The following is an 18,638-nucleotide window of genomic DNA, read 5'->3' as shown; positions in this document are numbered from 1 at the left end:
AGGAACCTCTTGCAATGCGCTAGGGGGAACGAGCACGTATGAGATGGAGCGCTTCGGCCGAGCGCAATGACCCACCCTCCGAGCCTGGCCCACGTCAGAGCCCGGCTTGCAATCGAAATGGACCGAACCGCCTATGATGCAGCGTCTTTTCTTGGCTTTTGCCGTGGTTCTGATGGTTACCCCGGCTCTGGCTACCACGAAGGCCGCAGTCTTTCCGTTCGACTTCCACGACGCGCAACAGGACGGCGAGATGTTTCCGCAGAACGACCCTGAAGATTTGCGGCGGCTGCAACTCGTGGCTGACGAGCTGAGATCGTTGATGCAGAAAGACGACCGCTTTGACGTCGTGGACCTTTCGTCGAAGGCCAAAGCGATTGATGCGGCGTCGCCCTTCTATAAATGTGACGGCTGTGAAGCGCCGATTGCGAAGGATGCTGGCGCCGACATCGCCGTCACCGGTTACGTCGACAAGCTGTCGAGCGCCGCGCTCAATCTGCAGATCATCGTTCGCGACTCGGCGACGGGTAAGCCGACAAAAACCATGTCAGCTGCGATCAGCGGTAACACCGACGATATGTGGTTGCGCGGCGTTCGTTATCTATGGAAGAACCGTTTCAACGCCGAGGCCGAACAGAAATGATCGTTCTCACTCGCCGGCAAGCGCTTGGCGCCGGGCTTGCGCTGACCGCGACGAGCGTGTTGCCGCGTCTCGCGCGAGCCGCTACGCCGGTGCGTCTGACGTCGGTCAAATTCGGCTCGGTGAGCTGGCTCATCGATACGATGCGCGCCGAAGGCATCGATAAAAAGCACGGGCTCGATCTCGAGGTCGTCGAAGTCGCGAACAATCCGGCGGCTCCGATTGCGCTTCTTTCGGGCAGCGCCGATGTCATCGTCAGCGATTGGACCTGGGCGCTGCGCCAGCGCGCCAGGGGTGACGACCTGAAGTTTGCTCCGTATTCGGCGGCCCTCGGCAGCCTGATGGTGCCGAAGGACAGTCCGATCAAATCCTTTGCCGATCTCGTCGGCAAGAAGATCGGCGTTGCCGGGACGGGCATCGACAAAAGCTGGATCCTGCTCAGAGCCTATTCGCGCAAGGTCATCGGCAAGGATATCGCGAATGTCGCCGATCCGGTTTTTGGCGCGGCGCCGCTTGTTAGCGCCGAATTCAAAAGCGGGCGGCTCGACGCTGTTTTGAACTTCTGGACGTATGCGGCGCGCCTGCGTGCCGATGGCGCCCGGGAAGTTCTCTCGATGGCGGACGTCGTCAAAGGTCTGGGGGTCAGTCCGACACCGGCGCTCGTCGGGTTCATCTGGTCCGAGAAGGCGGTGGCGGACAGAAGCGTTCCCGTTGACGTTCTTTTGAGTGCAGTTGCCGATGCGAATGCGGTACTGGCAAAGTCCGACGCCGCGTGGGAGCGGCTGCGGCCGCTGATCAAACCGGCTTCGGATGCTGAACTCGTGGCGATCCGGGATTATTACCGTTCGGGCATTACCGGAGCCTGGGGACCAGCAGAGACGTCAGCTGCGGAAAAGCTGACGAATCTTCTCATTGAACTCGGAGACGCGGAACTCGTAGGCGATGGCACCCGTTTCGACCAAAACCTCTTTCATACCTAGGCCGGCGCGCGCCCTCGGCTTCAATTCGGCAATCGAGCGGTTCGCCTGGATGGCGGGATCGCTGCTGGTTCTCGGTCTTTTCTGGCACGTGCTCGCGGTCGTGCTTCAGAACAGGTATCTGCCGACGCCGCTCGCCGTTTTCGACATCATGCTCAGAGAAGCGAAGAACGGCGACCTCTGGAAGCATACGTCGGCAACCTTGATGCGCGTTGCGATCGCCTTCATTTTCTCGATGTTCATCGGAACGGCGATCGGCCTCGCGCTCGGCAAGTACAAAACCGCCGATAAGTTTTTCGATGCGTGGCTGACGTTGTTTCTCAACCTGCCGGCGCTCGTCACGATCACGCTCTGCTACATCTGGTTCGGGCTGACGGATGTCGCCGCGATCCTCGCCGTGGCGCTGAACAAAATCCCGAACGTCGCCGTCAACATGCGCGAGGGGGCGCGCAGCCTCTCGAAGGACCTTGCCGAGATGGCGGTGATGTACAAGTTCGGGAACTGGAAGACGCTCCGGCACGTGACGTTGCCACAACTCGCGCCATTCTTTGCCGCCGCCGCGCGATCGGGCTTGTCGCTCGTCTGGAAGATCGTGCTCGTCGTCGAAGCCTTCGGACGTTCGAACGGTGTCGGATATCGTCTCGCGATCGCGTTCCAGGAATTTGACGTCGGCACGATCCTGGCCTACGCGCTGGCCTTCATCCTGATCGTGCAAATTATCGAATTCGCGGTGCTGCAACCGCTGCAAACCCGGATGAATGCATGGCGCCGCTGAACGGACAAGACGCAGGCGGAGCGATCCGCGTCGTGATCAAGCGCAAAGTTTTTCCGGCGGTCGGCGATCGCGAAGCGCAGCTTGTGCTGCAGGACATTGCGTTCGAGGTGGCGCCGCGCTCGTTCCTGGTCATCACCGGACCATCAGGGTGCGGGAAGTCGACGCTGCTCAACATCATCGCCGGGCTCGACAAGGACTACGACGGGGCCGTCGATCTCGGGCCTGCGAAAGACGGCGTGACGTTCATTTTTCAAACGCCGCGCCTTTTGCCGTGGCGAACGCTTTATGAAAACATCGCGCTCGCGCTTCCTGACGGCGATCCACGACATGCGCAAATTCCGGCGATGCTGGAGCGGGTCGGGCTGAGCGAGGCGCAGAACGCCTATCCCGAAATGCTGTCGCTCGGGATGCAGCGGCGGGCGGCGCTGGCACGAGGGTTCATTCTCGAACCCAAAATCCTGCTGATGGACGAGCCGTTCGTGTCGCTCGACGATCCGACGGCGGCGAGCCTCAGGGCGCTGTTAATGGATCTCTGGCGGCGGCAGCCGACGACTGTGATTTTCGTCACCCATGACCGATCCGAGGCAATACAACTCGGGACGCGCATCTTGCGCCTCGCGCCGGGACAGGCGAGTGTCGCCCAGGATGCGGCCGTGAGCCTGACGGATGCTCAGCGCCACGACCGGGCAGCGGTGCTCCAGGAGCAGAGCCGCATCTTCGCCACCTGATCCACCGGTCTGCGGTTTCATTAGCTCGGACGATTGAATGATTGATGCTTTGATACGGCGGCGTCCTGCCTTTCTGGCAAGCGTGACGAGCGCCGAGGAAGCGAGCTTGGCGCTCGCGGGCGGCGCGGACCTGATTGATTGCAAGGACCCGTCGGCGGGCGCGCTGGGGGCGCTGTCGTTCGCCGTTGTCCGCGACGTCGCCGTCGAAGTCGCCGGCCGGCTTCCAGTGAGCGCGACCGTCGGCGATCTGGCGCCGGAGCCCGGCGTTCTCGTCGAAGCCGTTTCCGCGATGGCCGCGACCGGCGTCGACATCGTCAAGATCGGGTTTTTCGGCGATGACGACGCGCGCCCCGCGATTGCGGCGCTCGGCCGGATGACGCTCGCGCGCGCCCGTCTTGTCGCCGTGCTGATGGCCGATCAAGCTCCCGACTTTGATCTTATCGCGTATCTCGCGGCGAACGGTTTCGCGGGTGTGATGCTCGACACCGCGAACAAGTCGGCCGGGCGTTTGACCACGGTGATGCCGGTCGGCGGACTTGCGCAGTTCGTGCTGACGGCGCGGAAATCGGGATTGATGTCGGGCCTTGCCGGGTCGCTCAAGAGGGACGACATCGCGACGCTCGCGAGCCTTGCTCCGGATGTGCTGGGTTTTCGCGGTGCGCTTTGCGAGACGGGCCGCGCGAGCAAAATTGATCCGGCACGAGTCGCCGCTATCCGACGCGAAATCGACCGTGTACAAACCATCGAGACGGCACGGGAGAAATCGGTAGCATGACGGAAAAGAAAAAGACCGCGAAGGCCGTTCGCGACGATAAATCCGCCAAGCTCAGACGAGCCGCCGCCAAATCCCGCCAGATCGGCGACAGCATTTTTGTGCGTGACTTCATTGTCGATTGCAATGTCGGCGTTTATGCGGAGGAGCAGGGCGTCACGCAGCGCGTGCGCTTTACCGTCGAGGCGCGCCTAGCGCGCGACGTCTTCACTGTCGACGACAACATGGCGGACGTACCGTCCTATGCCGACATCATCGACTTTATCGTGGCGCTTGCGCGTGGCGGGCATATCAATCTCGTTGAGACATTCGCCGAGCGCATTGCCGAAAACGTTCTTTCGGATGCGCGCATCATCGCGGTGCGCGTGATGCTTGAAAAGCTGGAGCGCGGTCCGCTGCGCGGCGTCGAGATCATCCGCCCCGCGACGCGGGAAGCGGCGCGCGAGTTCGGCCGTGGTTGAGAAACCGGCGGGGAGCGTTTCTCCGCTCGTCGTCAAGGTCGGCGGCAGCCTCGCGGAAACGGGCCGCATGCCGTCGGTTCTTGCGCTGATCGCGGCGGCGCGCGTGCCGGTCGTCGTCGTTCCGGGCGGCGGTCCGTTCGCCGACAGTATCCGTGCGCTTCAGCCGACGATGAAATTCGACGAGGCGCTGGCGCATCGTCTGGCGATGCTGGCGATGCATCAGATGGGCGAGTTGATCGTTACGCAGAACGAACGTTTCGTGGTTGCACAATCTCTTGCCGAGATTTCCGATGTGCTGAGTGACGGCAAGGTGCCGGTCTGGGCGCCGCTGCGCACGATCTCTGGTGATGCTGCCGTTCCCGCCGGCTGGTCGGCGACGTCGGATAGTCTGGCGGCGCGGCTCGCGGAACTTCTCGGCGCGCCCCTCGTGCTTCTCAAATCCATCGATGTCGAGCCCGGCGCCGAGCTCGATGACTTGGCCCGCCGTGGCGTTGTCGATCCGATCTTTCCGTCGATCGTTGCGCGCGGCGCTCTTTCATGGTCCATTTTAGGGCCCTTGGATGACGCGCGGTTGCGCACGATCCTCGATGGCGAAGGAGAGCGCTGATGCCGCGCATCGTCGAAACGATCATCACCACCGTCGATGCTGCGGGCGACCCCTACATCGCGCCGCTCGGGCTGATCGAGGATGGGCCGCACTGGATCATCGCGCCATTCAAGCCGTCGCGTACACTCGAGAATTTGCGCGCGCATCCGTTCGCGGTCGCAAGCCATACGGACGATGTGCGCGTTTTTGCTGGTGGCGTCACGGGTCGCAAGCTCTGGCCGCTCGAAGCGACGACGACGATCAAGGGTCATCGCCTTGCCGATTGCGTGTCGCACTGGGAGATGAAAGTCGAGCGCATTATCGAACACGAACAGCGGCCGCGTTTCGCGTGCGCTATCGTGCACAGCGAGACGCACAAGATTTGGGAAGGGTTCAACCGCGCGCAAGCCGCCGTGCTCGAATTGGCGGTGCTGACGACGCGTCTCAACATGCTGCCGCCGGAGAAAGTCGAAAACGAATTGAAGTATCTCGATATCGCGATCGCGAAGACTGCCGGTCCGCGCGAAGAAGAAGCCTGGGAATGGCTGATGGAAAAAATCAACGCCTGGCGGCAGGCCCGTTTCGATAAATCCGACGACGCCCCATGACGCGCAAGGACACCCAGAAATCCGAGTTCATCGCGGCGCTTGCCGCAGCGCTCGAAGGCAAGACATTCATCAAGTTGACGCTCGGCAAATTCCGGGGCGAGGGCGATCCGGGAAAGGCCGTCGCGACGCTGGTCGCCTTGAAGGATATTCCGCATCTGAAGCTCGTCACAAGCTTCGCGCGCAAGGACGACACCAAGACGTTTTCGATCAACGACGGCATCAATTACATCAAGTCGGAGATTGGCGAGACGTATCTCAGCGCGACGCTGTTTGCCGCGGACCGTGACGTGACGCTGACGTACAGTAGAAAGCGCGAGCCGCATCTGACGTCGGGCAAGCCGACATTGAACGCGTCGGCACCCGCCGCACACGATCGCGCCAAATCGTATCTCGTACCGCCGGACCGGCCTTATCTCAAGGCGTTGCAGGTTTCGGACGCGGACGGGTGCGTCAAGCCGACGATGCAGGGCAAGTATCGCCAGATCTGCCGGTTCATCGAAATCTTCGACGGGTTGTTGAAGGAAAGCGATCGAAGCGACGCCAAGGGGCGGCTGTCGATCCTCGATATCGGATCGGGGAAAGGCTATCTGACGTTTGCGCTTTACGATCACATGACCACCACGCTCGGACTGGATTGCCGGATGACCGGCATCGAGGTGCGCGGCGATCTCGTGAAACTGTGCAACGATCTTGCGCGCACATTGGCGTTCTCAGGTCTTTCTTTCGATGCGGCCGAAGCCGGGGAGAAGCGCGCCGCCGCCGACGTCGTCATCGCGCTGCATGCCTGCGATACGGCAACCGACGATGCGATGGCGCTCGGCATCGGAGCGAATGCGAAAATGATCCTCGCGGCGCCCTGCTGTCAGCACGAACTCGCGCCGCAAATCAGCGGTGCGAACGCGGGCCTAGCCGGCATCACCAAATATCCGCTGCTGAAACAGCGCCAAGCCGATCTCGTCACGGATGCAGCCCGAGCGCTGCTGCTCGAAGCGTCGGGATACAAAGTTAAGGTGATCGAATTTGTCTCAACCGAGCACACAGCAAAAAATATTCTCATCGCGGCGACCAAATCGGGGAGCGTCAATCGCGATCGCGCAATGCGCCAGTATCAGGAGTTGAAACGGGCGACTGGCTTTGAGACTCATCACTTGGTGGCGCAACTTAAGGGTGTCGAATGATCGCGAGTGTACCGATGGGATATTGTCTCGTGCCGTTCTTGGCGTCATGACTCGGGAACCATGCTGCACTGCAACGGTTGTCAGCATGCCCCTCCCGACCAGAATTTCCAAAAGAAGGTAGAGTTCGATGAATGAAGTCTCTCGCTTTGCGCGCCGGGCATTCGCAGTCGCCGCCGTGGCGGTCGCGATGTCCACCCCGGTTCTTGCGGGCCACGACGTGGTGCGGGACGATCCGGGTGTCGTCACCGAACGCCTGCACCGCATGGGATTCGTTTCCTGGCGTTACGTCAAATGGGATCACGGCTATTGGAAGATCGAAGATGCACGCCGCGAGAACGGCCATCAGTACGATCTGAAGCTCGAAGCCGGCACGTTCGACATCGTGCGGCTGGAGCGCGAGCGGGACTAATCGCTCTGACGTGATGACTTCGAGCGGCCGTGGCATCGATTGCCGCGGCCGTTTTTGTTTCAGGATGTCGTCGCTTGCAGCAACGCGACGGAGACGGCGGGTGCGCAGCGCGTCGCCCAGTTGCCAAGGTCGTCCGGCGCAGCGATGAGAGTTCCGAAATCGGTGACGGGCAAATTCAGGCGCGATGCGATCTGCGTCACGACCGGCGCGCCGATGCCGGCGGCGATGACAGATTTTGCCGCGAGGCCCGGGCGCGAGAGAACCTGCAGTACGCCATCATGAATAGAACGCAGCTGGCGCTCGGCGACATAGGCGGCGGAGGCGCGCCACGTCGACAGGTGGCGCATGTCGGCGTCGCGTCCGAAGCCGCGTGCGAAGCGTGCAAGACTTTCCGGTAGAGATTTGCCGCGATCGTCGGCGGTCGCGTGAAGATCGACGTCATCGGCAAGCTCGCCGAGAATGCGCCGCACGTCCGCCATTGTCGCGAAGGTGTCGCGTGCCAGTCCCTGCCATTGGCCTGCGAGCGGCGCACGCGTTGCGACTGACGGCACCGGCGTTCGCGTCAGGCCGGTGTAGACAAGCTCGCCTGTCTGCAGGCGTTCGGCATCGCTCAAGCCCTGTGGCCGGTCGCATGCGACGATGTCGGTCGTCGTCGATCCGAAATCGATCAGCAATGCTTGCGGCTGCCGATGGGCGACGAGGCGGGCGGTCGCGAGAAAGTTCGCGGAGGCGACCGATAACGGATCGCCGCGCGCCGCCTGCACATCGGCGAATCCTTTGAGGCCGACAAATATCCTGAGATCGCCGGAGATGCGTTGCCGCAGTCGCTCAAGCAGCGCGATGACACCCTCTTCACGACTGGCGAAAATTTCCGTCAGCTCGGCTGTCATCGTGATGGCATGGGTTGCCGCGCCGCCGACGATCGGTTCAACGCTCGCGAGCGCGGCATCGAGATGATCGAGTCCTTGCCATAGCGGGCATGCGATCTGCCGGACTGCGGAGAGACCGCCATTCTCGATGCGCGCAACTTTCAAATGTGCGCCACCGACATCATAACCGGCGACAATCGTCATATCGTCTTCACCTCGCCATTAGACCTCGTGATACACTCAATCGGCGAGGAGGCAAGCTGTGGACATCATTCCGGTTATCGACGTGTCGCGCGGAAAGGTCGTGCGCGCCATCCAGGGGAAGCGCGCGGCATATCTGCCCATTGAAACGCCGTTGGCGGCAACGCCGGAACCGAGCGACGTCGCGCGCGGCCTGCGATCGCTTTATCCATTCCGCAGGGCCTATGTCGCCGATCTCGACGGTATCGAGGGGCGAGGGCGGAACACGCATCTCGTTCCGGAGTTGAGCCAGGCTATGCCGCACACTGAGCTTTGGATCGATGCCGGTACGGGGTCGCGAAGTGCGGCGCGGGCTGTTCTCGCGGCGCCGGTCGCGACGCTCGTCGTCGGCTCGGAAAGCCTGGAAAGCGTGCAGGCGTGGCATGAGATTTCGGCTGAGGCGCCGGCGCGCACGGTGCTGTCGCTCGATTTTCGCGGCGAAGAGTTCATGGGGCCGGAAGCGCTCCTGGCCAATGCTGCGCTGTGGCCGACACGTGTGATCGTGATGACGCTCGATCGCATTGCGAGCGAGGGCGGACCCAACATCGGACTTCTTGAAACGATCGCGGCGCGAGCAGGCGGGCGGCGGGTCTATGCGGCGGGCGGCATTCGGGACCGCGCCGATCTCGATCGCATCGGGAAAGCGGGCGCCGCCGGCGCGCTCGTCGCATCCATTCTGCATGCTCAAAAAATTTCGGCCGGCGACCTCAAGGAGATCGCCGGCCGGTAGAATTTTGACGGTTGGCAGCCGCTCCAGCGAACCTGGAAACCGCGGTACTGTGCGGCTCCGGTTCTTATCTTAACCGCTGTAACGGCCCGAGAGCAGTCTACCCAATCGCTGCAGCAGACCCCCCTTCATGGGAGGGGCAGAATTATTATTGTTTTCGACCTGCTGAGGACGGTTTCCGCTTCAAGTCTTAGCAGCGAAGGGGTGCGTCGCAGAGTTGCGCTGAGCGGTCGCTTCGGCAGCAGTCGGCTTGCCGGCGACGGCGCGTGCGATCGACTCCTTCACGGCGCGGTAGTTGTAGTCCTGGATCTTCGCGTCGTCTGCGGCTTCCCAGTGGATGAACACGCCAACGCAGATGTAGAGATCGTCGGCTTCAGCGGCCGGGATCACGCCTTCGGCAACCGAGTCCTGAACGGCCTTTGCAACGCCGTACTGAGCCGGTCCGAACATCTGAACGGCCTGGCGGGCGTCCTTGATGGTGACCTTGTTGTAAAGGATCGTGTTCGGCTTGCAGGCCAGGTTCGGCGCGATGACGGCGAGAAGCGTCGTGAAGCCGTCCTTGTTGTTGGTCAGCGCGTTGCAGAAAGCCGTTTCGGCTGCCGAGCCGCGCGGCCCGATGATGAGGTCGATGTGAGCAACTTCATTGCCGTCGCCGACGAGCGACTCGCCAACCATGACTTTGTTGATTTTGGCCATAAGGGGGGTTCCTCCCACGAATAAAACGATACGAGCACCAACTCTCCCCCGTCAGAAGCCGGGACTTCGCTGAACTGCTCGGGCGATGAATATCCAAGAACGTCGGTGCCCAGGTGTCATGAGTACCAGCGCCAGCCGTGTTGGACAGATCCGCGATCCTTTGCGGACACGGGCCTGTATTAGCCTCAGGTTATCGACCGAGACAAGTCCTTTAGTAGGACTTTGGCAGGTTCACGCTGGTTTCCGGTCGATTAGCCCTGCGACGAAGAGCGTGGCGACGACGAAATCTGCGGTCGTGCCCGGATTGAGGCCCTTTGATTTCATTTTTGCGTCGAATTCTATTAAAGCCGAAATCGATTTCGCAGTCGCAACAGGTGACCATTGCGCTTTCAATGCGCGCGCGTCTTGCCGCACCTCGGCGGCCGCTGCGTCTCCGTATTTGCGAGAGATATGCGTGTCAGGAAATTCCGCCAGCAACGACATATGCAGCGTCGTAACTGCAAGATTGAAATCGCTCGCAAGTCTGCGGGCATCCTGCAAAACGGGCAGCGCGAAATCGAAGATATCGGAATACGCGGTGACGTAGGCTTTGGCGATGCGATCGCGTTCCGCCGCCAGGTACATCGCCTTGATTAACGTCAAGTGCTCGGGGTTATCGCGGACATCGCCTTCGTCGACGTGGCCGAGGCCGGCGGGATTGGCAATGCGGATTGCCGCGAACGTGTCGGATGCGTCCTGCTCATCGAGCGCGGCGAGGATCATGTCGAGGCGGCGGCGCAGGCCAATTGCAAACGTCGTTTCGCCTGCGGCCTTGGCGAGCGGCGCGCAAAGAAGCACGATGCCGAGGTTGGTGTTGAGGCCGGTCGCGGCGACGCTGGCGTCGGTCGCGCTGAGAATGCGTTTTCCAACGCTCAGAGACGGATCGGCGATCGGTCCGGCGGCGGCTTCACCGGCGCGCTCGAAATGCGCGACGTCCATTCCATGCCCGGCCGAGTGGCGATGAACATTGCCCGGCTTCAGCGCGTCGAGTTCGGCGCGGCAAGCGGCGAGGAACACAGCTGAGATTTTTTTCGGAGTCAGAGCCGCCGTCATGACGCGGCGGCGAGCGTCATCGGTGCGGCAAGTCCGAGAGATGCCCGATGCGCGATGACGGTTTTCAGAAAGTCTTCCGCGATCGCCCAGGCGATGTTGACGTCAGCGACGCTTTGCAAGCCGCGCCAGGCGGGGTTGGAATTGACTTCGAGAACCTGCAACTGGCCGGCGGGCGTGCGGATCAAATCGATACCGGCGTAATCGGCGTCGACGGCGCGCATGGCAGACATAGAGATCGCCGCCATTTCCTCGTCGGGGAGATGGGCGCGCGCCTTGCCGCCTTGATGGATGTTCGTCACCCAGTTCGTTCCACGTCGCGTCATCGCCGCGATGATGCGATGGCGGCTGGCGAGAACGCGCCAGTCTTCGAAGATGCCGTCCTTCGGCGCGATGTAATCCTGCATGTAGTACATCTGGTCAACAGACTCGGGCGACGGCAGCTCGCTTTGCGACGCGATCATGCCGATGCCTTTCCCCTGGCTGCCGAACAACGGTTTCATGACCAGCGGGCGAACGAGACCTTCGGTATATTCGAGTGCGTGCGGAAGCGTCTCGCAAACGCGCGTGCGTGGCGTCGCGACTCCGTTTTTATGCAGCAGAAATGTCGTCTGGGATTTGTCGACGCAGCGTTCGATGGCGCGCGCATCGTTCCAGACGCGGACGCCGCTTTCGCGCAGCGCGTGCAGGAGCCCCAAGCGAAACGTAATCTGCTCGAGTGTGCCGGCGGAAATCGAGCGGACGAAAACGCCGTCCGGGAGCGCGCCGCCGAAGCCTGGGATATCGATGCCGGAGGCGAGCGAGGTATCGAACGCGCAATGAGGCAACGACGAAACCGTGACGCGCGCGCCCATGGCTTCGAGCGAACGGACGATGCGGCGCGCATGCCACTCGCCGCGTCCCTCTTCGATCAGCAGTGCGAGATGCAAAGTCTCTGTTTGCGCCTTCCCACTCCGCTCTGCGGAGCCGGCTGGAAGACGCATGTCAGCCTCAGCCTCAACGGAAGCTCGCATCGACGATCTCCGGCGCCAGCTTGCCTGCGTGGAAAGAGTTGCCGGTTTCGACATTCGATACGATGACCTGGGCCGGCGAGAACAGCATCGGATCGATCTTGTAGAAGTCGCCTTTGACGTCGGCGAAAATCTCGGCGAATGGCTTGCCATAGGCGCTGCACGTATTCGACGGCAGGTTGTCGGCCAGCCGCTTGGCGTCGGTGTCCGGGCCTTTGACAAAGAGATGAATGCGGCCGCCGTAGATGATGGCATCGTTGGTGCGGCCCATCGCCTTGACGAAATCCGGGAAGGGCGGGGCGATCGGCGTCGTGCCGGTGCCGTCGAGAATGTTCTCGAGCGGGAAATGCAGAGCGTGTGCCTTATGAATTGCGACCTCCAGAACGCGCGCGGCGATCTGCACGGTGCCTGCGAGGCTCCACGTCGTCGCGTAAAGGATCGACAAGCCTTTCGGATCGATACCGCAATGCTTCGAGATATGCTCGATTGCCGCGGCGGGCGGCGCCTTGTCGCCTTCGATCACGAGGGCCGTCTGCGGATTGCTGTCGACGTAGCCGAGCTCTTTGTAAAGCTCCTCGACACGCGACAGGGCGCGCGCCGGACCCGAGCCGAGGGCGAAGAAGCCCGATGCTTCATCCGTGATCGTCCAGCCCGCGTACTGGCTGCCGAGGCAGGCGATGACCGGGTGATTGGAGCTGACGACAACGCCGAGCGGCCAGTTCGTCAATCCTGAGGATTGCGTGAAGGCGACGGTGCCGAGGCCGCCCATGCAGACTTCGCCGAGACGGCGTCCGGCTTCGAGTCCGCCGACGACGTTGGCGCCCAGATCGATGATGCGTTCGCCGTGGCTGCCCGTTGAAACGGAAATGCGGAGCGCGTCGGCGTCAGCGACCATCGCGTCAACGAGCTTGGCGGCACGCGCGGACACGCTCGGTTGTTTGGCATACGTCATTGCTTGGAAGCTCCAGTCGGCGTCAGGATTGGGTGTGTTCGTATATCAGGTCTTCAAGCTCAGCCAAGCGCGTCCGGGCGAGGGCTTCTGCCGCATCCGCGCTTGCGGCCTCGGCGAAAACGCTGGCGATCGGGGCTCCTTTGGGGATGTATGTTCCGGGCTGGCCGCGATCGGCGCTCCAGGCGGGCCATGGTGTCGATCCGAGTGTTAACGAACCTCGGTCGGCGTGCAGGATGGCCATGGCGCGAGCCGTTTTGGGCGTGAGCGGCGGATCGTCAGCTTGGGAGATGCCGAGACATGCCGCGATATGGGCGCGAAACAGCGCGCCTTGTTCATCGTCGAGCACATCGAGGGATGCGCCGGGCCGCGGATTGACTTCCAGCAGGTGCGGTGTGCCGCCGGATATGATGAAATCGAATGACGCCATGCCGACGATGCCGAACGCAGACGCGACGTCGCGCGCCGCGCTTTCGAGCTTGCTGCGAAGGTCTGGAGCAACGTCCGGCATCGATACCGCGCCGCCGAACCGGAACGCCTGATCGGGCGAGGGCGCGATCCACTGGCGCGACAGCGCGAGGTGCGCGTGTTCCGTACCGAACACGCCGCCGACCGAGAGACGATCGCCCGAAATCTGCTTCTGGAAATAGCGACGGCGGCGTTCGCCTGCCGCCGCGTCGCAACTGCGGATGTGACGGCCGCCGCTGCCGCCCACGCGTTTCGTCAGCCAGCCTTTGGTCGTGTCGGGAGGACAAGGCTGCGTCGTGGGATGCGCGATGCCAAGTTCGTCGAGCCTGGCGAAGAAGACCGCCGGGTCTTTGCAGGCTTTGTACGTCGCGGCTTCGTTGCCGATCAGCCGGTAGCGATGGCCGAGCGCCGCGATGAGGCGCGGTTTGTCCTCGAAGCCTGATCCGAGAACGAGACCGATGGGCGGTATGCTGATGGATTGCGCTAGCGCATCAAGCGCATGGATCAGCGGTCTGGTTCGAAAACCCGCCGCCATCGCGCCGTCAATGACGTGAACGGCGGCGGCGGAGTCGCGGGTATCGAGATCGCCGAACGCGTCGGCGACGAGCGGCACGTAGCCTGCTCGACGGGCGGACTGCGCGAGAGCCCGCCCGGAGAACGCAGCGATCAGGACCGCTTCGCCAGCCACATTCTTAAATGCCGACGAGTTCTTTCGCTTTCGCGTAGGCATGGCGGAAATCGAGCGCCAGCGGCTTGTCGGACGCCAGCATCTGCTTGAAGAGACCGGATTCGCATTTGTACTTGATGTCGCCGATCGCGAGCGGGCCGACGCCGAGCGCATCGCAGCCCGGCAGCTTGTCGCCGTTCATGAACAGTTCCATGCCCTCGACGCCCGCGGGCGGCACGGCGTTGACGTCGGCGATCACCTTCAGATGCTTCGCGAGCTTCTTGTGCTCTCCCGAGACGACCTGCACGCCCGCAGCCGCAGCCGCGAAGATGACGTCGGCGTTGGCGATGATGTCGGCTTTCTGCTCGGGTGTTTCACCGGCGACGGCTTCGAGATCGACGCCGAAGCGCTCCTTCGAAATTTTGGCGCTCTTGATGACGCGGTCAACGCCGCGATGGGCGACGAGACGCACGTCGGCACCTTCGAGAGCGGAGATGATCGAGGACGCGAAACCGACGACACCGGTTGCGCCGAAGACCGCGACTTTCACGCCCTTCCATCCCGTGTTGAACTTATCTTTCAGAACCTTCTCGACGCAGGCGACCATCGCGGCTGCCGTGGTGAACGATCCGGCCGGGTCCGCGAAAACGGAGCATTCGAACGGCGGCACCATTGCCTTCTTCGCGGCTTCAATCATGTCGAGAGCCAGGAGCGCATCCTTACCGCCCATGAAGAATCCGGTGCGCACGCCGTAATTCGGGGGGCGCGAGAAGATGGCGTCCTGGATGAGCCCGGTAACCTCGTTCAGCTCGACATTGATGTACGGCACGATGACCTTGTAGCCAGCGTCGGCAGCCATGTTCACGTCGAAGGGGCTCATGTGCTTCTGCGGCGCCAGCATGTGCAGAATTGGGGTTGCCTCGCTCATAGACTTATCAAGCTCCGTTTCTTTGGCTTTAAATGATTTCGACGCTGGCGCCGGTATTGCGGCCTCGCGCAACGAGAATACTGAGACCGTCGCCTTTAGCCTCTTCGACTAAAGAATCATAGAGGCGTTGTGCAGCATCCGGGGTGTCCACGAAAGCGAACCCGGTCGGCCCCCAGGAGCTCTGTCCGATGCCTTGCGCGCCGAGGTCGCGCATGCGGTGCGCCAGCCGTCCGACGGCGGGGCTCGTCCAGACGCTGCCGCCTTGCTTGCTGGCGAAGTAGCCCCCGGCGATCTGTTGAATTTCCGTCAGTGCCGAGCCGAACGCAGAAAGGTCAGTCTCTTTCAATCCCGGAATAAGTTTCATCAATACGAGGTGACAGATGTGCGCGGCGGCGCTTTGCGGGAATTCCGGCAGGTCGGCGAAAGCCGTCGTCTCGGCTTCGCCTGAAACGCCGGCGCTGTCCTTTTCAAAGATCAGCATGATGCGCCAAGCGTCGGGGAAGTCGCAGCGAACGGTCAAGGGCGGAGGCTTGTCATCGGAGCCCTTGCCGCCATCGACGATGAAGCCGCCTGACGCAAACGCCGAGAGGCCGATGCCGGATCTCGCGCCGCGTTCGCCGAGGGGCGCAATATCTTCCGGCGACAGCGTTCGTCCCTGCATGCGCGCGATCGCGGCGCCGATTGAAAGCGCGAGTTGCGTACCGGAGCCGAGGCCGGCATGGGCGGGGATGGCTTTGCGGACATCGACCGCGAAGCCGCTGCCCTTCTCATTACCTGCGAATTTTTTGACAAGCGCCAAGGCGCGCGCTCTTTCCAGTCCATGCGCTTCGTGCTGAGCCGAACGCCTTAGCGTGAGATCGGTTTCCGGCTGATCGACGGCGAGACCGATGCTGCCGAAACGCCGGCCGATGGTGCCGTTCAAGTCGAGGAAGCCAAGATGCAGCCGAGCCGGAGCCCTGACGCGGATCGTTGCCGAAGACGCGGATGAGAGACTCACGAAGCGGAATTCCTTTCCTTGGTGGTTTCCAAGCAGCTGCATCGGGTTTGCGTTGGCGGGGGAAGGAGCGCTAGGCTCCGGGTCGAGTTGTCCGACAAAAGGAGAATAAGGGCAAGATGAGTGCGGAACGTGAAAAAGCGATGTCTGAAGTCGATGTTAAGGCTTGGTTGCAGGCCAATCTACCGGCCTGGAAGCTCGAGGACGGCTGGATCCGCCGCACCTACAAGACGGCAAGCTGGAAGGGAACGCTGATGGTCGTCAACACCGTCGGACACCTTGCCGAAGCGGCTTGGCATCATCCTGATATCACGGCTTCCTATGCCTGGGTGGAAGTGCGTTTGATGACGCATTCGGCCAAAGGCATCACGGCGAAGGATCTCGAACTGGCGAAGAAGATCGAGGACGTGGTGCACTGGCAGCCGGGCAAAGAGGGCAAGGGCCTCGAAGGTACGCCGCATAGCGATCAACGGTTCGCATATATCAAGTATGATTGAGCGGCGGGCTGCATGTCGCAATCTGAGCCACGTCCGACGGTTGAACGCCAGCGCGGTTTGCCGCTCGATGCAACACCCGATGCAACACTCGATGCAACACTGGGGCTCGGCTCGAACATGGGCGACAGAGTTCGCAACATCGAGGAAGCCATCGAACGGCTGACTGCGGATGGCGTCGTCAAAGTCGTCGCGCGCTCGCGTTTCTATCGCACCGCGCCGTGGGGGGTGACGGACCAGGACTGGTTCGTCAATGCCTGCATCGCGATCAAGACCGACGTCACGGCGCGCGGTCTGCTGGGCCGATGTCAGGCGGTGGAAAACGGCATGGCGCGCATTCGCACGCAGCGCTGGGGACCGCGCAACATCGACGTCGATATCCTGACGTATCACGATCAAAAAATCGACGAGCCGGATCTCATCGTGCCGCATCCACGGATCGCCGAGAGAGCGTTTGTGCTTGTGCCGCTGAGGGATGTCGCGCCGGATGTGAGGATCGGCGGAGCGTCGATCGACGAGATGCTCTCGAGGCTTGACGCCAGCGACGTGCGGCCGCTCGGTGAGCCGTGACGTCGCGTTGCCGTCGAAGCTAGGCAGGGCGGTTCGAGGCGCGGACATTTTGTACGTGCGAGGACATAAAAAAGCGCCGCGGAGAAACTCCTCTGCGGCGCTTGCGTCGATCAGTCCACCGAAGCCTACTTCAGAGTCTTCAGATACGCGATGAGGTTTTCGCGATCCTCGTGCTCCTTGATGCCGGCGAAGATCATCTTCGTGCCCGGAACGTCCTTGGCAGGACCCTGCAGCCACTTATCGAGAGCGGCTTCATCCCAGGTGATGCCCGACTTCTTGAGGGCATCCGAATATTTGTAGTCTTCGAGCGAGCCAGCCTTCCGACCGACGATCCCGCCGAGGTGGGGACCGACGGCGTTCTTGTCGACCTGGTGGCAGGCTTTGCACTTGTTAAAAACCGTTTTGCCCGCGTCCGCGTCTGCAGCTACGGCTGCGACCGGCACTGCGGTGATCATGGCGGCCGCCAAAATCCACTTGCGCATTTTGAGGTTCCTTCCCGTTTCGCCTTTAAGCAACGTCATCTAAACGCTGCAACTCATAACTTAGTGCGCGAAGAATGGCATTTTTTTTCTGAACGCCAGACGAACAGAATGACGCACTGAGCGAAGTTAACTGCCGTGAGCGGCGCTCCTGATCACTATTTCTCCGGCGTCGATTTCGAAGGACCCATGCGCCGATAAACGAACTGCGGCGGGGTTGCTTCCGCGCTCTCCTGCTCGGCCACCGCCACGAACGCGGCATGGTGAGGGGAAAATTTGCAAGCCGGGTCTGTATTGGCGGCGTCTCCGGTGAAGGCCATGGCCTGGCAGCGGCAACCGCCGAAGTCGATTTCGGCGCGCGGGCAGCTGCGGCAGGGCTCCTTCATCCAGCTCGTGCCACGATATTTCTCAAATGCTTGTCCGTTGAGCCAGATATCGGCGAGGCGCCGAGTCCTGACGTTATCGAAGATGAGCCCGGGGATCCCTTCAGAGGCATGGCAAGGCAGCACCTTGCCTTGCGGGGTGACGTTCATGACGCCGCGACCCCAGCCGCCCATGCACGGCTTCGGCGTTTTCGCGTAGTAGTCGGGCACGACGAAATCGAAGACCATGATGCCCTTCAGGCGTTCCTTGGCTTCCTCGACGATCTCGGCGCTCTTGATGACTTGCGCGCGCGTCGGCATCAGGCTCGCCCGGTTCTTCAAGGCCCAGGCATAATACTGGATGTTCGCGACCTCGATGCGACCGGCGCCCATCTCGACCGCAAAGTCGATGATGTTCGGCAGGTTCTCGATATTGTGGCGATGGATCGGTGCATTGATGGTGAGCGGCATTCCGAGCTTGCGCACCCACTTGCCGACTTCGCGCTTTTTCGCGAGGCCGCCTTTATAGGCCGACATGCGCTCGGCGTTGGCGTCATCGACATCCTGGATCGAAAGCTGGACGTGGTCGAGGCCGAGGTCTTGCAGCTTCTTCAGGCGGTCCTCGGTCAGCGTCACGCCGGCCGTGATGAGGTTGGTGTAGAGACCAGCCTTCGCCGCGACGTCGACGATATCCTCGAGATCCTTGCGAAGCGTGGGCTCGCCGCCCGAGAGATGGATCTGCAGAATGCCAAGCTCAGCGGCCTGGCGCATGACGTCCTGCCACTCGGCCGTCGTCAATTCGGTATTGACGCGGTCAAGCTCCAGCGGGTTCGAGCAATAAGGGCACTGGAGCGGGCAGCGATGCGTCAGCTCCGCGAGCAAGCCGACCGGAGCGCGTGCGCAAACCTCGGCCACGGGGGCCGCTGAAAACTGCTCCAACGGTGCGATTTCGTTCATGACATCGG

The 18,638-nt window shown here is 62.0% G+C and carries 23 protein-coding genes; 13 read left to right on the top strand and 10 right to left on the bottom strand.

The window, feature by feature from the left end; all coding sequences use genetic code 11:
- Positions 1-133: 133 nt before the first annotated feature.
- The 10 genes from WC026_RS01405 (at position 134) to WC026_RS01360 (ending at position 7,131) form a co-directional block, all read left to right on the top strand.
- Positions 134-640: a DUF3280 domain-containing protein gene (locus WC026_RS01405; protein WP_372709015.1), complete on the top strand. Its 507-nt coding sequence runs from the start codon at positions 134-136 to the stop codon at positions 638-640.
- Positions 637-1,617, top strand: coding sequence for an ABC transporter substrate-binding protein (locus WC026_RS01400; RefSeq protein WP_372709014.1), 981 nt, complete (start codon positions 637-639; stop codon positions 1,615-1,617). The genes WC026_RS01405 and WC026_RS01400 overlap by 4 nt, the downstream gene beginning before the upstream one ends.
- A complete protein-coding gene (locus WC026_RS01395) occupies positions 1,580-2,389 on the top strand; it encodes an ABC transporter permease (protein ID WP_372709013.1) in 810 nt (269 codons plus the stop codon). Before WC026_RS01400 ends, WC026_RS01395 begins: the two co-directional genes overlap by 38 nt.
- Positions 2,377-3,117 (top strand): ABC transporter ATP-binding protein, encoded by a 741-nt coding sequence (locus tag WC026_RS01390; RefSeq protein ID WP_372709012.1) that lies wholly within the window; start codon positions 2,377-2,379, stop codon positions 3,115-3,117. The genes WC026_RS01395 and WC026_RS01390 overlap by 13 nt, the downstream gene beginning before the upstream one ends.
- Positions 3,118-3,154: 37 nt before the next feature.
- The gene (locus WC026_RS01385; protein WP_372709011.1) at positions 3,155-3,892 is read left to right on the top strand and encodes a (5-formylfuran-3-yl)methyl phosphate synthase; all 738 of its coding nucleotides are present in this window, start codon (positions 3,155-3,157) and stop codon (positions 3,890-3,892) included.
- Positions 3,889-4,350, top strand: coding sequence for a dihydroneopterin aldolase (locus WC026_RS01380; protein WP_372709010.1), 462 nt, complete (start codon positions 3,889-3,891; stop codon positions 4,348-4,350). The genes WC026_RS01385 and WC026_RS01380 overlap by 4 nt, the downstream gene beginning before the upstream one ends.
- Positions 4,343-4,957, top strand: coding sequence for a uridylate kinase (locus WC026_RS01375; protein ID WP_372709009.1), 615 nt, complete (start codon positions 4,343-4,345; stop codon positions 4,955-4,957). Before WC026_RS01380 ends, WC026_RS01375 begins: the two co-directional genes overlap by 8 nt.
- A complete protein-coding gene (locus WC026_RS01370; RefSeq protein ID WP_372709008.1) occupies positions 4,957-5,544 on the top strand; it encodes a DUF447 domain-containing protein in 588 nt (195 codons plus the stop codon). The genes WC026_RS01375 and WC026_RS01370 overlap by 1 nt, the downstream gene beginning before the upstream one ends.
- Positions 5,541-6,722 carry an SAM-dependent methyltransferase gene (locus WC026_RS01365; protein WP_372709007.1) on the top strand — a complete coding sequence of 394 codons (1,182 nt, stop codon included), beginning with the start codon at positions 5,541-5,543 and terminating at the stop codon, positions 6,720-6,722. Before WC026_RS01370 ends, WC026_RS01365 begins: the two co-directional genes overlap by 4 nt.
- A gap of 127 nt (positions 6,723-6,849) precedes the next feature.
- Entirely contained in the window at positions 6,850-7,131 is a 282-nt protein-coding gene (locus tag WC026_RS01360; RefSeq protein WP_372709006.1) for a PepSY domain-containing protein, read from the top strand.
- A 59-nt stretch (positions 7,132-7,190) separates the two neighbouring features.
- On the opposite strand, the gene WC026_RS01355 is transcribed toward WC026_RS01360, so the two are convergent.
- Positions 7,191-8,204 (bottom strand): hydantoinase/oxoprolinase family protein, encoded by a 1,014-nt coding sequence (locus WC026_RS01355; protein WP_372709005.1) that lies wholly within the window; start codon positions 8,202-8,204, stop codon positions 7,191-7,193.
- A 58-nt stretch (positions 8,205-8,262) separates the two neighbouring features.
- Here WC026_RS01355 and WC026_RS01350 point away from each other — a divergent pair, with 58 nt between their 5' ends.
- Complete coding sequence (locus WC026_RS01350) at positions 8,263-8,970, top strand: HisA/HisF-related TIM barrel protein (protein WP_372709004.1); 708 nt, start codon at positions 8,263-8,265, stop codon at positions 8,968-8,970.
- A gap of 180 nt (positions 8,971-9,150) precedes the next feature.
- On the opposite strand, the gene fae is transcribed toward WC026_RS01350, so the two are convergent.
- The 7 genes from fae to WC026_RS01315 all read right to left on the bottom strand — a co-directional run bounded on the left by fae (position 9,151) and on the right by WC026_RS01315 (position 15,771).
- Positions 9,151-9,663 carry a formaldehyde-activating enzyme gene (gene fae / locus WC026_RS01345; RefSeq protein ID WP_372709003.1) on the bottom strand — a complete coding sequence of 171 codons (513 nt, stop codon included), beginning with the start codon at positions 9,661-9,663 and terminating at the stop codon, positions 9,151-9,153.
- A gap of 231 nt (positions 9,664-9,894) precedes the next feature.
- A complete protein-coding gene (locus tag WC026_RS01340; protein ID WP_372709002.1) occupies positions 9,895-10,755 on the bottom strand; it encodes a triphosphoribosyl-dephospho-CoA synthase in 861 nt (286 codons plus the stop codon).
- A complete protein-coding gene (locus WC026_RS01335; RefSeq protein WP_372709001.1) occupies positions 10,752-11,765 on the bottom strand; it encodes a RimK family alpha-L-glutamate ligase in 1,014 nt (337 codons plus the stop codon). The genes WC026_RS01340 and WC026_RS01335 overlap by 4 nt, the downstream gene beginning before the upstream one ends.
- Positions 11,749-12,714, bottom strand: coding sequence for a methenyltetrahydromethanopterin cyclohydrolase (gene mch, locus WC026_RS01330; protein WP_372709000.1), 966 nt, complete (start codon positions 12,712-12,714; stop codon positions 11,749-11,751). Before mch ends, WC026_RS01335 begins: the two co-directional genes overlap by 17 nt.
- A 22-nt stretch (positions 12,715-12,736) precedes the next feature.
- Positions 12,737-13,867, bottom strand: a complete 1,131-nt coding sequence (locus tag WC026_RS01325; RefSeq protein ID WP_372708999.1) for an ATP-grasp domain-containing protein — start codon at positions 13,865-13,867, stop codon at positions 12,737-12,739.
- Between the two features lie 4 nt (positions 13,868-13,871).
- Positions 13,872-14,774 carry an NAD(P)-dependent methylenetetrahydromethanopterin dehydrogenase gene (locus WC026_RS01320; protein ID WP_372708998.1) on the bottom strand — a complete coding sequence of 301 codons (903 nt, stop codon included), beginning with the start codon at positions 14,772-14,774 and terminating at the stop codon, positions 13,872-13,874.
- Between the two features lie 28 nt (positions 14,775-14,802).
- Entirely contained in the window at positions 14,803-15,771 is a 969-nt protein-coding gene (locus WC026_RS01315) for a beta-ribofuranosylaminobenzene 5'-phosphate synthase family protein (RefSeq protein WP_372708997.1), read from the bottom strand.
- A gap of 116 nt (positions 15,772-15,887) precedes the next feature.
- Between WC026_RS01315 and WC026_RS01310 the strand changes: the two genes are divergently transcribed.
- Positions 15,888-16,265: a 4a-hydroxytetrahydrobiopterin dehydratase gene (locus WC026_RS01310; protein WP_372708996.1), complete on the top strand. Its 378-nt coding sequence runs from the start codon at positions 15,888-15,890 to the stop codon at positions 16,263-16,265.
- Positions 16,266-16,277: 12 nt separating this feature from the next.
- Positions 16,278-16,832: a 2-amino-4-hydroxy-6-hydroxymethyldihydropteridine diphosphokinase gene (folK, locus tag WC026_RS01305; RefSeq protein ID WP_372708995.1), complete on the top strand. Its 555-nt coding sequence runs from the start codon at positions 16,278-16,280 to the stop codon at positions 16,830-16,832.
- A 125-nt stretch (positions 16,833-16,957) separates the two neighbouring features.
- Here folK and WC026_RS01300 read toward each other — a convergent pair whose 3' ends face one another.
- Positions 16,958-17,314 carry a cytochrome c family protein gene (locus tag WC026_RS01300; RefSeq protein WP_372708994.1) on the bottom strand — a complete coding sequence of 119 codons (357 nt, stop codon included), beginning with the start codon at positions 17,312-17,314 and terminating at the stop codon, positions 16,958-16,960.
- Positions 17,315-17,469: 155 nt separating this feature from the next.
- Positions 17,470-18,630: a pyrroloquinoline quinone biosynthesis protein PqqE gene (pqqE, locus tag WC026_RS01295; RefSeq protein ID WP_372708993.1), complete on the bottom strand. Its 1,161-nt coding sequence runs from the start codon at positions 18,628-18,630 to the stop codon at positions 17,470-17,472.
- Between the last annotated feature and the right edge of the window lie 8 nt (positions 18,631-18,638).

The sequence above is a fragment of the Hyphomicrobium sp. genome (assembly GCF_041674905.1).
Classification (GTDB): Bacteria; Pseudomonadota; Alphaproteobacteria; order Rhizobiales; family Hyphomicrobiaceae; genus Hyphomicrobium_B.
The sequence above is the reverse complement of the archived record's forward strand: the minus strand, read 5'-3'. Positions and strand labels throughout refer to the sequence as shown.